This is a genomic window from Bacteroides reticulotermitis JCM 10512 (assembly GCF_000517545.1).
GTDB classification, from domain to species: Bacteria; Bacteroidota; Bacteroidia; order Bacteroidales; family Bacteroidaceae; genus Bacteroides; species Bacteroides reticulotermitis.
The window spans coordinates 1-15,862 of sequence record NZ_BAIV01000043.1 but is presented as its reverse complement, the minus strand read 5'-3'; the positions used below and the strand labels follow the sequence as shown (position 1 = coordinate 15,862).

General features: G+C 43.8%; 11 protein-coding genes and 3 pseudogenes. 10 read left to right on the top strand and 4 right to left on the bottom strand.

The genetic code is table 11. The features are described 5' to 3' along the window. The 5 genes and pseudogenes from JCM10512_RS19500 to mobC all read left to right on the top strand — a co-directional run bounded on the left by JCM10512_RS19500 (position 1) and on the right by mobC (position 4,986). Positions 1-1,014: a permease gene (locus tag JCM10512_RS19500; protein ID WP_044165483.1), complete on the top strand. Its 1,014-nt coding sequence runs from the start codon at positions 1-3 to the stop codon at positions 1,012-1,014. A 10-nt stretch (positions 1,015-1,024) separates the two neighbouring features. Next, positions 1,025-1,279, top strand: a complete 255-nt coding sequence (locus JCM10512_RS19495; protein WP_044165480.1) for an SDR family oxidoreductase — start codon at positions 1,025-1,027, stop codon at positions 1,277-1,279. Positions 1,280-1,340: 61 nt separating this feature from the next. After that, positions 1,341-2,219: an RteC domain-containing protein gene (locus tag JCM10512_RS19490; RefSeq protein WP_044165479.1), complete on the top strand. Its 879-nt coding sequence runs from the start codon at positions 1,341-1,343 to the stop codon at positions 2,217-2,219. Between the two features lie 27 nt (positions 2,220-2,246). Next, the gene (locus JCM10512_RS19485; RefSeq protein WP_148298482.1) at positions 2,247-2,795 is read left to right on the top strand and encodes a hypothetical protein; all 549 of its coding nucleotides are present in this window, start codon (positions 2,247-2,249) and stop codon (positions 2,793-2,795) included. 181 nt (positions 2,796-2,976) lie between these two features. Further along, positions 2,977-4,986 (top strand): annotated as a pseudogene (gene mobC, locus JCM10512_RS19480) (conjugal transfer protein MobC). Between the two features lie 76 nt (positions 4,987-5,062). Here mobC and JCM10512_RS19475 read toward each other — a convergent pair. From JCM10512_RS19475 to JCM10512_RS19460, 4 genes are read right to left on the bottom strand one after another with little or no spacing between them, the layout of a single operon-like run. Continuing rightward, positions 5,063-5,611, bottom strand: coding sequence for a hypothetical protein (locus tag JCM10512_RS19475; RefSeq protein WP_244437338.1), 549 nt, complete (start codon positions 5,609-5,611; stop codon positions 5,063-5,065). Beyond that, positions 5,608-6,717 (bottom strand): GNAT family N-acetyltransferase, encoded by a 1,110-nt coding sequence (locus JCM10512_RS22215; RefSeq protein WP_081741519.1) that lies wholly within the window; start codon positions 6,715-6,717, stop codon positions 5,608-5,610. Before JCM10512_RS22215 ends, JCM10512_RS19475 begins: the two co-directional genes overlap by 4 nt. 5 nt (positions 6,718-6,722) lie before the next feature. After that, on the bottom strand, positions 6,723-7,082 hold the full coding sequence (locus JCM10512_RS19465; protein WP_044165477.1) for a hypothetical protein: 360 nt from the start codon (positions 7,080-7,082) through the stop codon (positions 6,723-6,725). 46 nt (positions 7,083-7,128) lie between these two features. After that, positions 7,129-7,503 (bottom strand): hypothetical protein, encoded by a 375-nt coding sequence (locus JCM10512_RS19460; RefSeq protein WP_044165475.1) that lies wholly within the window; start codon positions 7,501-7,503, stop codon positions 7,129-7,131. Positions 7,504-7,719: 216 nt separating this feature from the next. Between JCM10512_RS19460 and JCM10512_RS19455 the strand changes: the two genes are divergently transcribed. From JCM10512_RS19455 to JCM10512_RS22210, 5 genes and pseudogenes are all read left to right on the top strand, one after another. Then, the gene (locus JCM10512_RS19455; protein WP_244437337.1) at positions 7,720-8,919 is read left to right on the top strand and encodes a DUF3945 domain-containing protein; all 1,200 of its coding nucleotides are present in this window, start codon (positions 7,720-7,722) and stop codon (positions 8,917-8,919) included. Then, positions 8,892-9,254 (top strand): hypothetical protein, encoded by a 363-nt coding sequence (locus JCM10512_RS24345; protein WP_244437335.1) that lies wholly within the window; start codon positions 8,892-8,894, stop codon positions 9,252-9,254. The genes JCM10512_RS19455 and JCM10512_RS24345 overlap by 28 nt, the downstream gene beginning before the upstream one ends. 35 nt (positions 9,255-9,289) lie before the next feature. Beyond that, positions 9,290-11,394, top strand: a pseudogene (locus JCM10512_RS19450) (type IA DNA topoisomerase). Between the two features lie 150 nt (positions 11,395-11,544). Then, positions 11,545-11,991: a DUF1896 domain-containing protein gene (locus JCM10512_RS19445; protein ID WP_044165473.1), complete on the top strand. Its 447-nt coding sequence runs from the start codon at positions 11,545-11,547 to the stop codon at positions 11,989-11,991. Next, positions 11,978-15,862 (top strand): annotated as a pseudogene (locus JCM10512_RS22210) (helicase-like domain-containing protein); the annotation flags it as partial. The gene JCM10512_RS19445 and the pseudogene JCM10512_RS22210, both read left to right, overlap by 14 nt.

Below are 15,862 nucleotides of genomic sequence, written 5' to 3'. Positions count from 1 at the left end.
ATGGAAACAACAAAAATAAAAAGAAAAGAGCCGATAAATCCGCTGTTGGCACGAGTAATGGTTTGGACTGCATTGGCGATTATTCTTGCAGATATGATATATGCCAACGTCAACGGTATTCATTCAATGAATAGAGAAGTGCTATGTATTGTTTACAAAACGTTGCCTCGTTGGCTGTTCCTTTGCTGGGAATATTTTATCGAAACCACTTTTATTGTCTTAATAGGTATTTTTGCAGGAGCGATTGTTGAGAAATACAGCCACAAATTGAAACGGTTTTTTCCTAAAAATCAATTATTAGCCTTCGCCTACGGTGCTGTACTTCCGATATGTTCGTGTGGTGCGATACCTTTAATCGAAGTAATGAAACAAAGATGTTCGTTGCGGACGATTATCACATTTATCATTACTGCGCCACTGCTAAATCCGTTTATCGTCATCATGTCATTCAGCTTATTAGGGGTACAATATGCTATTATACGAATAGTCGCATCATTTGTCTTGGCAATGGGTGGAGGTATAATGGTTGAATGGATTAGCAAAAAGTTTTTTAAGGAAGAATATGGCAAATACGAATCATGCAATCCGTCAGGTGGTTGTACCGCATTTACACAGGATATTTTTGTGAAAACCATGTTGTTGATGAAACAAATCATGCCGTATATTCTTGTCGACGGTTTAATCACTTTATCGTTAGAACTGTTTAATCCGAAACAAATTCTTTCTTTTTTCAATTTCAGCAACCAATGGTTATCCATGCTGATTATGTTAGTAGTCGGGATTCCTATTTTTGTTTGTAATGGCGCTGATATGTTAATAATGAAACCTTTGTTGGAATTTACCGACCTTACGATAGGTTCTTCTATGGTTTTTTCGTTGGCATCTTCTTCCGTATGTATATCATCTATTGTGATTACGGCTAAGTTTCTTGGCAAGAAAATGACTACTTTACTCGTTGTATGTATGGGGGTAATCATTTTTGCAATAGGTGCAATCATTAATTTATTATTCTAAGAATATATGGGTGCAGACGATCTATCTAAAAGCAGCGGGAAATTACAGAGTAAACGCAGTGGCTTCCAGCCCAATTGCTACCGACTTTGTAAGAGGAATTATCAGGGATAATGCCGGATATAATGCAAATATCAAAGCATTTACCGAATTTGGTCGGGTTGGAGAACCGGATGACATAGGAGGGGTTGTTGCCTTTTTATGCACTGATAATGCTCGTTGGATTACAGCACAACGGATTGAAGTTTCAGGAGGTATGGGTTTATAAGTTAAATAACTTTTGATTCTGAATCTAAATATAAAGAATCATAACTTGAAATAAATACACGATGATAAATTTTGTCGAAAAACTACAGAAGGATATCAGACAGAAGATACAACAGATCGAAGCCGAGGATAAGAATGTTCTGAAAAAATCTCTCGATGCCTCTCACGTCTTGGGAAATGCTTTTGACCGGTTAAAGGAATTTATCATAGCATATAAGTTTCAGGATGAGGACGAGGAGATATTATTTTTCAAAGAGGTAAAACCTAAAATATTCTGCCACCTGATCTATTACCGAAAAGTATATAATACCGAAATGCACCGTCCGGTTGGCAGCGTGGAGGCGCAAAAGGAGTACCTAAAAAAGAAACTGGACGTTATTCAAGATTTTAACGACAAGATACTGGATTTTTACCGTTATTACCGTTCCGGCGCAACGTATCTCGATGCCGCTTATTTCGTTCGCGGCCAGCCTGACACGGAGCAATATCTCGAAACGTTCTATTACGAACGCGATCCGCAGTTTTCGACCAATGCGGATTTCAAGGTTGCTAAGGTCATGGCAAACGATATGTTGCAGGCATATCTTCTTTTGGAGCTGGAAGCACTGGATAATTATATGCAGAAACCCAGCAATACATCTTTCCCCAAAGTGAAGTTAACCTGGACTGGAAGTAAAACCGATCTCATCGAAATGATCTACGCATTAGATACAGAAGGGTGTTTCAACAACGGTAAAATACCCTTGATACAAATCGCCGCCTATTTCGAGAGCATATTCAATATTGATCTGGGTAATAATATTGCCCGGAATTTCTATGATATGCGAATCCGCAATCAACCTACGCCTTTCCTTGATCGCTTGCAGGAAGAGATACGTAAGCGGATGGAGAATACCAAGCCGGGAGGGAAAAACAAAGATAAAGACAATGATAAGAAATGATGATAACTAACTTAAAAACATAGAGATATGAGAAATCTTTTATTATTACTATTATTCACATTGTTGTTCTCTTGCGGAGGTACGACAAATAATTACGAAAAACTGATTGCTGATGTTGTACAAACAGATGGAGGTGTAAAAATCGACCTTAATTTTAAGGTAAACGAATTGAAGGAAATCAGACAGATAAGCGTTGCTGACAGTATCAAAATTATTACTGATAATTTTAATACAGAGAAGGAGAAGCAAATGGCATCGCTTGAAAAAACGCTCAGTGTATTTACTGAAAGCATTGAAAAAGCAAAAGCTGCCAACAGACCTTCCAAAGTAATGATAGACTCTTATCAATCCAGCATCGACAAAACAAACCAACGGATTGATGCGCTTAGAAAAAGTGTACCGAACGAACTTCCAAAATATGAAAATAGGGATGCAAACGAAATATTGACAGTCGTAGTCCGCTGTACTTATACAATCGACGAACCACTAACCAAGAAAAGGGCAACCGAAACATTCGATTTTTTCCTTTCACCGGATGCGACAAAGTTCTATTCTAAAAAAAGAGTGAAAGAATAAATTATAGCTGATTTACTACTTAGTCTGTATTTGCTCTGTAAAGCAAAATACGGACTTTTTTTATGCCGTTAAGACAAAAGTCGCCACATTAATACCTAAAGCTGCTACACCGCTAAATATCAATTGATTATACCTTTCTACATCTTAATTTCGCTTTTCAAACCCATAAAAGTGAAATATTATGCAACAAGAAGACGATCTTCGTGGATTGGCTAAAGTCATGGACTTTATGCGTGCCCTCAGTATTTTATTTGTAGTAATCAACATCTACTGGTTTTGTTACCAGCAGATGGTAAATTGGGGTATCAACATCGGCGTAGTCGATAAAATACTCATTAATTTCGACCGCACGGCAGGTTTATTCCACAACATCCTTTGGACTAAACTCTTTACCGTTGTCTTTCTCGCCCTTTCCTGTTTGGGAACAAAAGGGGTAAAGGAAGAAAAAATCACTTGGAACAAAATCATTGTGTTCCTGTCAGCCGGGTTCGTGCTGTTTTTCTTTAATTGGTGGTTGCTCTATCTGCCATTACCGCTGGAAGCCAATACCGGATTTTATATCCTTACAATGTCCATCGGATACATTTTCCTATTAATAAGTGGGGCATGGATGTCGCGCCTGCTCAAAAACAACATGATGGATGACGTTTTTAATGTTGAGAACGAATCCTTTCAACAGGAAACCCGCCTGATGGAGAATGAGTATTCGGTAAACCTGCCCACGCGTTTTTATTACAGAAAGAAATGGAATAATGGTTGGATTAATGTGGTAAACCCGTTCAGGCTTCCATTGTGTTAGGCACGCCCGGATCGGGCAAGAGTTATGCCGTCGTTAATCAATACATAAAGCAACAAATAGAAAAAGGTTACTCACTCTATTGTTATGACTTCAAGTACCCCGACCTCTCCACAATAGCCTATAACCACCTGTTAAACAATCAGGGCGGTTATAAAAAAAGTGCCTACTTTTTTTGTGATAAATTTTGACGATCCTTCACGCTCGCACCGCTGTAACCCACTTAATCCGGTATTTATGAATGATATAGCCGATGCTTATGAATCAGCCTATACCATTATGTTGAACTTGAACCGCACATGGGTAACCAAGCAGGGCGACTTTTTTGTAGAATCGCCTATCGTATTGTTTGCCGCTATCATCTGGTATTTAAGAATTTACAAGGATGGTATTTATTGTACTTTCCCGCACGCCATCGAATTTTTGAACAAACGATATGAAGATATTTTTCCTATCCTTACCTCTTATCCGGAGTTGGAAAACTATCTCTCCCCGTTTATGGATGCGTGGCTCGGTGGCGCTGCCGAGCAGTTGCAGGGCCAGATCGCATCGGCTAAAATCCCGCTTTCCCGTATGATTTCCCCACAGCTTTATTGGGTTATGTCGGGCGATGAATTTTCGCTGGATATAAACAATCCGGACGAACCTAAGATACTCTGTGTAGGCAATAATCCCGACCGCCAAAACATTTACGGGGCAGCACTCGGCCTTTATAACAGCCGTATTGTGAAGCTCATCAACAAAAAAGGGCAACTAAAAAGCAGTGTTGTGATTGACGAGTTGCCAACAATTTATTTCAAAGGTTTGGATAACCTGATAGCCACCGCACGAAGCAACAAGGTTGCCGTGCTGTTGGGTTTTCAGGATTTTTCACAGCTAAAGCGCGATTATGGAGATAAAGAGGCCGCCGTAGTAATGAACACGGTAGGCAATATTTTCAGCGGTCAGGTAGTCGGCGACACAGCTAAAAATCTTTCAGAGCGTTTCGGAAAAGTATTGCAGAAGCGCCAGTCTATGACGATCAATCGCAACGACAAGTCTACATCCATATCCACGCAACTCGACAGCCTGATCCCCGCCAGCAAGATAGCCAATCTAACCCAAGGCATGTTCGTGGGTGCAATCGCGGATAATTTCGATGAACGGATAGAGCAAAAGATTTTCCATGCCGAAATAGTAGTAGATAACGAACGGGTAAAAAGGGAAACCGCCAAATATCAGCAAATACCCGTTATCACTAACTTTGTCGATGAGAACGGCGTTGATCGCATGAAGGAAATGATTAAGGAGAATTACGACCGCATCAAAGCAGAAATCCGCCAAACCGTCGATGACGAATTGGAAAGGATAAAGAACGACCCGATACTCTGCCACCTATTACCGAATGAGGAATAAATAACAAGAGCCGCAATCTTAATCTGATTACGGCTCTTTATTTTGACTTTCGTGTAATGCTTAAATATCTGTCTTTTCAGAAGTCATTGTTTACCCACCTAAAGCAGTGCATACTCCCTAAACTAATCCTCATTATATATTCATCTTCACCGATAAATTCGTCCAAAAATCTTTCAGTAAATCCCCATCCTCCGGAAGCCTTAGCTTTTTCCAATACACCGATAAGAGGATAAAATGTATGTTTATATTGTCCCTGTTGATAATATTGTTCTTCCAATAAGAGTGTTTCTTTCGTATCGCAAGCAATTAAAGAACCTTTACCTCTGCTGAATCTCCATGTACATTCTAAGCGCCCTGTAAAACTGGCTATCTTACCATTTTTACCGATCTTTCCACAAGCCCGAAATAAAATTGGCCTTGTTTCAGGCAAATAGTTCTTTAAGACAATCTCCCACACATCGAAAAAGGCTTTTCTCTTTTCGGAGGCATCGGTACGACACCAATTAACAATGAACACTCTGGCCTGTGCAGTTATCTCCGAATCTTTTTGCAAAATATCAATCAGATTTTGAGCTATTTCTGATTTCTGATTTTCTGATAATCTGTATTGGAATTTATCACTCATGTTCTTTTCTCCAAACTATATATATAATGTAGCATATCCTTGTCATTATAAACAACAATATGCTCTCCTGTTTTTGCCATTCCTAAATTTTCGGCAACATGGATGGAGGCTGTGTTCTCAGGACGGATACTGCAATATATCCGGCTCAGTCCAATTTCGTCAAAGCCATACCCAATACAAGCCTTTGCCGATTCCATAGCATAACCATTACCCCAAAATTCATTATCGAATATAAACCCTAATTCAGTAACTTCATCATCTCCGATAACGTTTTTCATAAGTCCAGTCTGCCCTATAAGTTCTCCTGATTTTTTCAGGAAAACGGCAAAATAACCATATCCGTCTTTTTTATACCGGGTAAGCTGGCGGTTCATCCATTTTCGTGTTTCACTACGGGTAAAACCATGTTCCCAAGCGTACATAACCTCCGGTTTTTCCATAATCCGGCTTAAGGAATCGAGGTCATCCCTCGTAAACTTACTGATACATAACCTTTCTGTCTCCAACAATACAAGGCTACTTTGATATGATTGCGGAACAATACCGTCTTCTTCAAGGTCGGCGACAACCGTAGCTAAAACCTGTTTCATTTGTTCGTTCCAAGCATCATCGGGAATTATGCGCAAATGGGAGTACCTTATATATGCGTCGATTATTCCTTTGGTTATCTTTTTCAGGTGTTTTTCTTCCGGCACGAAGCCATTTTCTTCTATAAAAAGATCGAGGTCGATATATAAATGTTCTTCTATTTCCTCTTTTAAATCATCTTCAAGGTCGCTGTATGCAATTTCTTCTATCTGTGGCTTACGGTCTTCCTTCATTTGGCGGTGGTGCGCCAACACATCGGCGGCATATTCCTTTAATTCAGGGTATTTATTGTTTTTGGCATATTTTTCCAATAAATCCCATTCTTCTTTCGTTAGACGAAATTTTTCTGAGATTCTGTCAACCTTGTTTATACGCTGTAATTCATTCTTCCTTTCAATGGGGAGCAAAGCACATTCTTTACAGATATGCGCCGCGTGCCCTTTCCCGGAGAATTTTTCATTCGCCTTCCACTGGTCACAAATTTTACAGTAATGCCCCTGACGTTTCTTTTTCGCCATACTCCTTACCTGTGATATGTTCCGGTATCGTTCAGGTACATCTGTATATATATTTCATAAGGATCGACCTTATCATTTTTAAAATAAGATATACTATATACAGTATCACACTGTATGCCGACCTCGTAAAGCCAGTCATTCAAAGTATTTTCACCTGAAAAATCCTCCGCATTTAGACTGTCTATTCCTTCTGATGACAATAACTTTTCTATTTTCTCACGGGATATTTCTTTTTCCTCTATCCATATCCACGGGCTTACCGTTTCGCCAACCCTTGGCAAAAAGGGAAAAGTCCAGTTTACACTAACCCTCAACGGCTCTTTGAAAAAAGAATGATCTAAATTAAAATAAACAGGTACACTCATTGTTTCTTGTTTTTATATACATTTTATACAGTATCAATTCAGATACTTACTTACCACCAAATAAGGAATAATCCACCCCTACATTAGTCGCTTTCAACTCGTATTTCTCCACTATCTCATCCAGCCAGCCCTCATCCAAATGCAGGAATGCCCCGAATGACGGGTAATCAGTCAGCCCGAAACCGATCATTATTCCGTCTTTTTCATCTTCCATACCCTCCATGAACACAAAGTAATTGTGTGGATTAGCTCCGTCCATATTGAACATTATTTCCTCATCCGTAAGTTCCGGCGGAGTAACTCCTTCGGGCATCAACTTGTAATAATCGTAATCCACCCATCCCCGGTTACGATAAAATGAAAACAGTTCCCTTAACTGTTCTGTCGATAAATGCTCGATAGAATAAAATTGCTCAATCATACCTTAAAAAATATCTCTCCCCAAAGGTAGTAATATTCCCCGATAAGAGAAAAACCGTCCGCTTAATTTCCTCCGGCAGTAAGACTTTGATGCCACAAGTCGCCAGTTGTTCGCCGGAAGCCTCCAGTGGCTTAACATTGCTTTGCCCGTCAGTTGGTTACATCTAATTTTGCCCTCACACCGATATTGGTGCTAATTAAAATATTCGTAAAATATATGGACGAAAAATTGAAAAACAACGAGAAAAAGGTAATGCTCGTTGAAGATGCAAAAAGCGGCAAGCTGAAAGCCGTGACCAACATGGATAAGGACGGTAATATCCAGACTACCGATCCCACACAGCAGAATATGGCAAATATGCTGAATGTGAACACGAACGATTCTTTCATTGAAGCCTTTTTCAAAAAGATGCTGGAACAAGCAGACAATCCGGCGCACTCCGGATTATCCAATACCGTCGGTAAAGTCTTTATCATGACCGAGAGCGTTTTTAATAAGCTCGTCAAAATCAACTTCCCTGCCGATGAACTGGAAAAGTACCGTATTGATCCGGCTGCCGAACTGAAAGCCAGACAGGGGCAGAATCCCAAAGTACAACAAGGCGGTGGAGATACCACTTCGCAATCCACTTTCCAACCGATGGACGTAAGTAAAATCGACCGGGCAGATTTGGAACGTAAAGGGATTAAGCCGGAAGCGATAGAGCCGCACTTGAAAGCGATGTCCTACGGCCACAAGTCCAACGGACTTATTGAAATGAATCCTGAAATGGTGCCGGGCGGTATGCGTATCCCCACTAAAGGTCGTATTTCTCTGGAAGAACAGCCGGACGGCTCTATCAAAGCCATTCCTCGCTACTATCAGGAAAAGCCGAATCTGGATGCGCCCCTGCGAGGGATATTGCTCGATGATGAAGCGAAAGCAAACCTGACAACAACGGGCAACGCCGGAAAAGTAATTGAATTGGAACTTACCCCCGGCAAAAAAGAACCCTGTTATGTTACTCTCGACAAACAGACGAACGGATTGGAAGTATTACCTGTCAATCAGATCGGCCCGATTGACAAAATTAAAGGTATTGAACTCTCCGAAGGACAGAAGTTGGACTTTGCGGCAGGACGAAAAGTGTTAGTTGAGGGCATGACTTCCCGTAGCGGAACTAAATTCGACGGGTATGTTCAAATCAATGCTTCGGACAAGAAATTTGACTTTACCTATGACGGTTTAGACCGCAACCGCTATGCCCAAGAGAATAAGGAAATCCGCCAGCAGAAGAAAGCAGAAGGTCAGGAAACAAAGAAAGAGGTTTCTCAGGGCGAGAAGCAAAAAGAGGTTTTCATCCTAAAAAACTGTTGGGGGTTGAACTGGACGAAAAACAGGTCAAATCGTTGGAAGCGGGAAAAGCCACTTATGTAAAAGCCATGATGAAAGACGGTCAGGATCAACCTTTCAATGCGTGGGTGAAACCAAACTATGAAAAAGGTAAACTGGACTTTTACAAATGGAATCCTGACTACGCCAAGAAACAGGGTGCAACGGTGAAGCCCGCCGCCGAGAGCAAAACGCAGGTTGCCGTCAATTCCGAAGGCAAAACCAACGAAGCGACCAAGAAAGTGGATAAGCCACTCCAACAAGGGCAACAGAAACCGACCGAAGGACAGCAAAAAAAGCAGGACGAGAACAAGCAGCGGCAAAATCCCCAAAACCGCCAGTCTGCGCCAAAGGCGAGGAAAAGCCGTGGAGTTTCCTAATTCATTTATCAATAATAATTTAAAAATAAATCACAATGAAAGTATGTATTGCTGAGAAGCCCAGCGTAGCACGTGAAATAGCAGTTATCGTGGGTGCAACAACAAAGAAAGACGGCTATATGGAAGGCAACGGTTATGCCGTTACGTGGGCCTTCGGTCATCTGGTCGGACTTGCCATGCCCGAAGCCTACGGTTTCACGGGGTTTAAGGCGGAGAACCTGCCGATACTTCCCAAAGAGTTTATCCTTCAACCCCGACAGGTCAAAGAGGGCAAAGAGTATAAGAATGACCCTGGCGTAATGAAACAGCTAAACGTAATTAAGGAGTTATTTTCCCGTGCAGACCGGATCATCGTAATGACCGATGCAGGCCGCGAGGGAGAACTTATCTTCCGGTTTATATACAATTATCTCGATTGTAAAAAACCGTTCGAGCGCCTTTGGATAAGCAGCCTGACCGACCGTGCCATTCGTGAGGGACTGCAAAACCTTCGTCCGGGCAGCGATTACGACAACCTGTACCTGTCCGCCCGCGCTCGCAGCCATGCAGATTACGCCGTGGGAATTAATGCCAGCCAAGCATTAAGTATTGCCGCCGGAAGCGGTGTATTTTCTCTCGGACGGGTTCAAACACCCACATTGGCGATGATATGCAGCCGCTATCTGGAAAATAAGGATTTCAAACCACAGACTTATTTTCAACTCAAACTGCATACAGCTAAAGATGCCACCTCTTTTTCAGCCCTGTCTTTGGAGAAGTATGATACCCAGACAAAAGCAGATGAATTGTACGCTCTTGTAAACTCCGGCGGTACGGCAAATGTGGTAAGTGTGGAACGTAAGGAAGCCAATCAGGAACCACCATTATTATATGACTTAACCACTTTGCAGAAAGAAGCCAACAGCAAACATGGTTTTTCGGCAGATAAAACCCTCACGATAGCACAAACGCTTTATGAAAAGGCCGTACTTTCCTATCCCCGTACAGGTTCCCGTTATATTTCCACCGATGTGTTCGATGAAATACCGCAGCTACTCAATAGTTTGAAAAGCTATTCCCGCTTTTCCGCTTATGCCACTTCAATGGAGAATGCCCCGCTTAATATCCGCAGTGTGGACGACAAGAAGATTACCGACCACCATGCAATCATCATTACCGAAAACAAGCCGGGCGACCTTTCACCTGATGAACGCATCATCTATGAAATGGTTGCCGGACGCATGTTGGAAGCATTTTCCAAAAAGTGTAAGAAAGAAAATACAGTTGTTTCCCTTGAATGTGGCGGAGTAACATTTTCGGCACGGGGAAGTATTATCCTTTCTGCCGGATGGCGTGGCGTATTTGGCGCACAGGAAGAAGAAAAAGAGGAAGATGCCACCGTACTGCCCGACATCGTTCAGGGCGACAGCCTGCCTATGAAAGGTTGCGACGTATTGGAGAAACAGACCAAACCCCGCCCATTGCATACGGAGGGTAGTCTATTATCTGCAATGGAGACCTGTTCCAAAGAAGTTACGGACGAAGCCGAACGTGAAGCTCTCAAAGAATCGGGGATCGGAACGCCTGCTACCCGTGCAGCCATTATCGAAACATTATTCTCCCGTGAATATATTGTACGCGAGAAAAAATCACTTGTACCACCAATAAAGGATTGACCGTGTATCTGGCCGTTAAGGATAAGAAGATTGCAGATGTTTCGATGACCGGCGAGTGGGAAAGCGCACTGAATAAAATTGCTTTGGGAGAAATGGATGCGGATACTTTTCACAAGGGTATAGAAGTATATGCCGCACAGATTACAACGGAGTTGCTCTCCATTTCTATCGAGGGAGCGAGTAACCGTGCCGGATGCAAATGCCCTAAATGCAGCGGACAGGTGGTTTTTTATCCCAAAGTCGCCAAGTGCCAGAATCCCGATTGCGGACTGATGGTATTCCGTTCCATAGCAGGAAAAGACCTGACAGATGCACAATTATCCGACCTTTTCGGTAAAGGGAAAACCGGATTGGTAAAAGGGTTCAACAAAAAAGCCGGAGGAACTTTTGATGCCGCTATTGCTTTCGACAGCGAATATAAGACCGTTTTTGAATTTCCGAAAAACAAACCGGGTAATGCAGGGAAAGGGAAAAAGCGGAAATAATAGTATCTTTGCCATTAAGATTCTAATCATAACATTGTTTTTTTAAGACGTGTTTTGAAAGGAATTTTAGTGGTCGGCGCTTCGGGTGGGAATCCGGAGCGCCTTTTCGCTTTTCCTCTCCATATTTTCAACCACTAAAATTCCAATGTTATGACAAAGAAAAATCTATCGCCCCAGGGCGAACTATCCTATTATGGCTTATCCCTCTTATCGTATCTGCGCGACAGTCACCCCGAAAAAGCAGGAGATAAGACATTTATTACAAATCGTGCCGACCGTGCGGCGGAGGTTTACAGCGAGGCAATCCGAAACGGTCTCACCCATATTGAAGCGGAAGAACAGGCAAGCGCCGAACTATACCGGGACTTGCATTTTTCCGTTTACAACACCCTTATAAATATACTTTGGGACGAGTTTCCGGTGGAAATACCCGAAGACGATGCCCGCAAGGTCGCCCTGCAGGTCTTACCGCTATGCGGTAACGTGCTGGCAAAATACACCCTGACGGATGATTTTGCCGACACTCCTGCATACGACCTCTTATACACGGAACTTACAGGAACCATCCAAATACTTCTGGAAGATGGCGCGGTTTAATAAAACGGCGCACCTTCGCCAGAATATCGACGCGATAAAGGTAGCCCTTACGCTCGACCGGGAGAACCGCAAGGCCACACCGGAGGAAAGACAAATATTGCAGGCATACAGCGGTTTTGGAGCAATTAAGGAAGTGATAGACCCGCTACCGAAAGATGGTGGGAAAACCACATCCTTAACTCCCTTAATTGAAGAACTGCATACTGTTCTCAGGGAGAATACCCCGAACGAACGGGAGTACAAGCGGCACTTTGATGGTATTAAGGATTCCATACTATCCGCCTTTTATACTCCGCCCATTATTGCTGATGCCCTGATTGCATCATTGGCGCAAAGCGGCGTTACGCCCCTTCGGGTAATAGATCCCAGCGCCGGAACAGGCGTATTTGCCGACAGCCTTAGAAAGTCCATCCCTGATGCAGAGATAACCTGTTTTGAAAAAGACCCGATGACAGGTATGATACTTAAACACCTGCGCCCGGAGAATAAAGTTAGGGTACAAGGTTACGAAACCATCGAGCCGAAGTATTCCGGCTATTACGATGTGGCAGCCAGCAATATCCCGTTCGGGGATGTCGCCATTTTTGATCCGGCATTTTCCACCCACAAAGACCCCGCCCGTCGGCAGGGTACACGTACACTACACAATTATTTCTTTATGAAATCGGTTGATACCGTCCGTGACGGCGGTATCATCGCTTTTATCACTTCGCAGGGCGTTCTTAACTCTGAACAGAACCGCCCCATACGTGAATGGCTTGCTGGCAGGTGTGATGTGGTTTCCGCTATACGATTACCAAATAATTTGTTTACCGACCATGCCGGAACGGAAGTAGGTAGCGACCTTATTGTATTGCAGAAACGACCGCCGGGCGAATATCCCGTAACCGAGCGGCAGACGGATTTTATCGAATCCCGCAAGCTCTCGAACGGTATTTCCGTAAATAACCTGTTCCAACAGTTAGACCGGGTAATCCAAACCGATGCCAAAGTCGGAACTGACCCTTATGGCAAACCCGCAATGGAATTTACCCATTCCGGTGGCGAAACAGGTATCGCCGAAGACTTGCGACGGATGCTGGTCGAGGACTTTTCCAAACACCTCGACCTGAACCGCTACCTTTCTTTTGCTCCCCAGCAAACAGAACAAACGCAAGTCAGGAACGAAACTACTCCGCAAGTTAAAGCGGAGCATAGTACAACAGTGGACATTGCAAGTGCTTCAAACAAAGTGGAAGCCGATGTTTCCACCTCACACCTGCAAAGACCACAGGAGGAAGAACGATTCCCGGATGACCTTGATCCGTTTTGGCAAGCCGTAGAGGAACACTTTGAAAATTTAGACCGTCGGGATAATACCCAAACAATTATCCCGACAGAAGAACAGAATGCTATCGCAAAAGCACGGGCGGAAGGATACAATCTTGATACCACCACCGGAGAGCTGACACCGATAACACAGATGGAGCCTTCTATGGATATATCCCCGTCTAATATTCCTGCCGATGAACCCACACCAAAAGACCTTGCGGAGTTTGGAGCATGGCAGATGAAATTGACCGCCGGTTTATGGAAGAACATCCGCCACAGCCGGAAGACTACGGCATTATTGAGCCTGTACCGGAAGCTCAAGCCCAGGCGACTACGAAGCCGAAGCAAAGCGTACAGACAGCTTCGGCGGGTAATTTCAGCGGAACGCTGTTTGATATGGACGACCCCACTATTCTTGCAAAGCCGACTACGGAGCTACCCCACAGATAAACGTACAACAAGAGCCGCTGATAACCCTTTATGACTTGTTCGGCTTTTCCGAAGAAGAACGCAGTCAGGTAAGCCGTCCCCGCCGACGAAAGAAAACAGCCAAGCCGAAACAAAGCAAACAGGAAGACCGCTTTATAGACTGGCGCGAGGAAATGATACTTGAAAGCATCGCACGCAAGGAAAAGGAGCAACAGTCAGGACAAACAACATCGGAGAATACACCGCTTGTTTATCCGGTTGAGGATGCCCGCAGAGCGGAGCAGCAAGAAGCGCTCCGGCGCGAACAGGAACAGGAAGAATACCTGAAACCTATCCCGTTCAAAGCGGAAATACTACCGCATTACCGTGAGGGATCGCTCGTTTCGGACGAACATAACCGCATCGGCTATTTGAGGGATATGGACGGCTTACAGCCTATGTTTCATCCGTTGGAACTGACCGAAACACAGGAAAGGAAAGCCTCTATCTACGTTGAAATACGTGATACCTATTATCACCTCTACCAGAACGAAGCCGAACGGTTGGAAGCTAACCCTGCTCTCAGGGAGATGCTAAACCACCTGTACGATAATTTCACAGACCGTTTCGGTCGGCTGAACGAGAAGAAAAACCTCGACTTGATTAAAATGGACGCGCGGGGAACAGAAATCCTTTCGCTCGAACGCTACATTGACGGGGTGGCGCAGAAAGCCGATATTTTCCATCATCCGGTAGCGTTCAACCCCAATGAAATTACCGAAGCTACCGATGCCCGTGAAGCATTGGTCGCCAGCCTGAACAAATATGCCGGGGTAAACCTGGAATATATGGCAGGGCTTACCGGAGGAACGAAAGATAATGTTTTGGAAGAACTGCACGGCAGTATTTATTTCAACCCGGAAATTAACGGCTATGAGATTGCCGATAAATACATAGCCGGAAATGTTATAGAGAAAGCCGACGGGGTGGAGCGTTTTCTGCGGGATAACCCTCGCACACTGCGGCGGAAGAATCCCTGCAGGCACTTCGGGAAGCCACCCCGAAACCTATCGCGTTCGACGACCTTGATTTTAATTTCGGAGAGAGGTGGATTCCTAAAGGTATTTACGAAAAATACGCATCGCACCTGTTCGATACGGATGTTTCGATAAATTTCGCAGCCAACATCGACGAGTACAGCGTAAAGGCTGACAGGACGAACGTAAAAATAACCGACCAATTTGCCGTGAAATCACAGAGCCGTACATTTAACGGCATACACCTGATGAAACACGCCCTGCAAAATACTTCTCCCGACATTACCAAAAAGGTAAATAAACTCATCGACGGGAAGATGCAGGAGGTCAAAGTTCGCGATCCGGAAGCCATACAACTCGCCAATTCCAAAATAGACGAGATACGTAGCGGCTTTTCCGACTGGCTGCGCGACCAGTCGCCGGAGTTTAAGGACAGGTTGGCCGACCGCTATAACCGCACGTTTAACTGTTTTGTGCGCCCCAACTACGACGGCTCACACCAGACCTTTCCGGGGCTTGACCTGAGAGGGTTGGGTATAAAAGACCTCTATAAAAGTCAGAAAGATGCCGTCTGGATGGATAAGCTATTGGGCGGGAATATTTGCGACCACGAGGTCGGAGGTGGGAAAACCCTGATTATGTGCTGCGGGGCAATGGAGAAAAAAAGGCTCGGATTAGCCAACAAGCCCATGATTACAGCTTAAAAGCCAATATTCATGAGATTGCCAAGACTTTTTGTACCGCCTATCCTAACGCAAAGGTTCTTTACCCCGGCAAGGAAGATTTTACTCCCAAAAACAGGGAGAGTATCTTCCGCGAGATAAAGAACAACGATTGGGATGCCGTAATATTGACACACGAACAGTTTGCCAAGATACCGCAATCCCCGGAACTGCAACGGGAAATATTGCAGACCGAACTCGATAGCGTTGAGGAAAATTTGCAGGTACTCAAAGACCAGGGCAAGGAAGTTTCCCGTGTCATGCTGAAAGGCTGCATACGGCGCAAACTTAATCTGGAAGCCAAACTGCAAACGGTTATGCACACCATCGAAAACCGTAAGGATGATACGGTCGATTTCAAACACATGGGCATCGACCACCTATATGTGGACG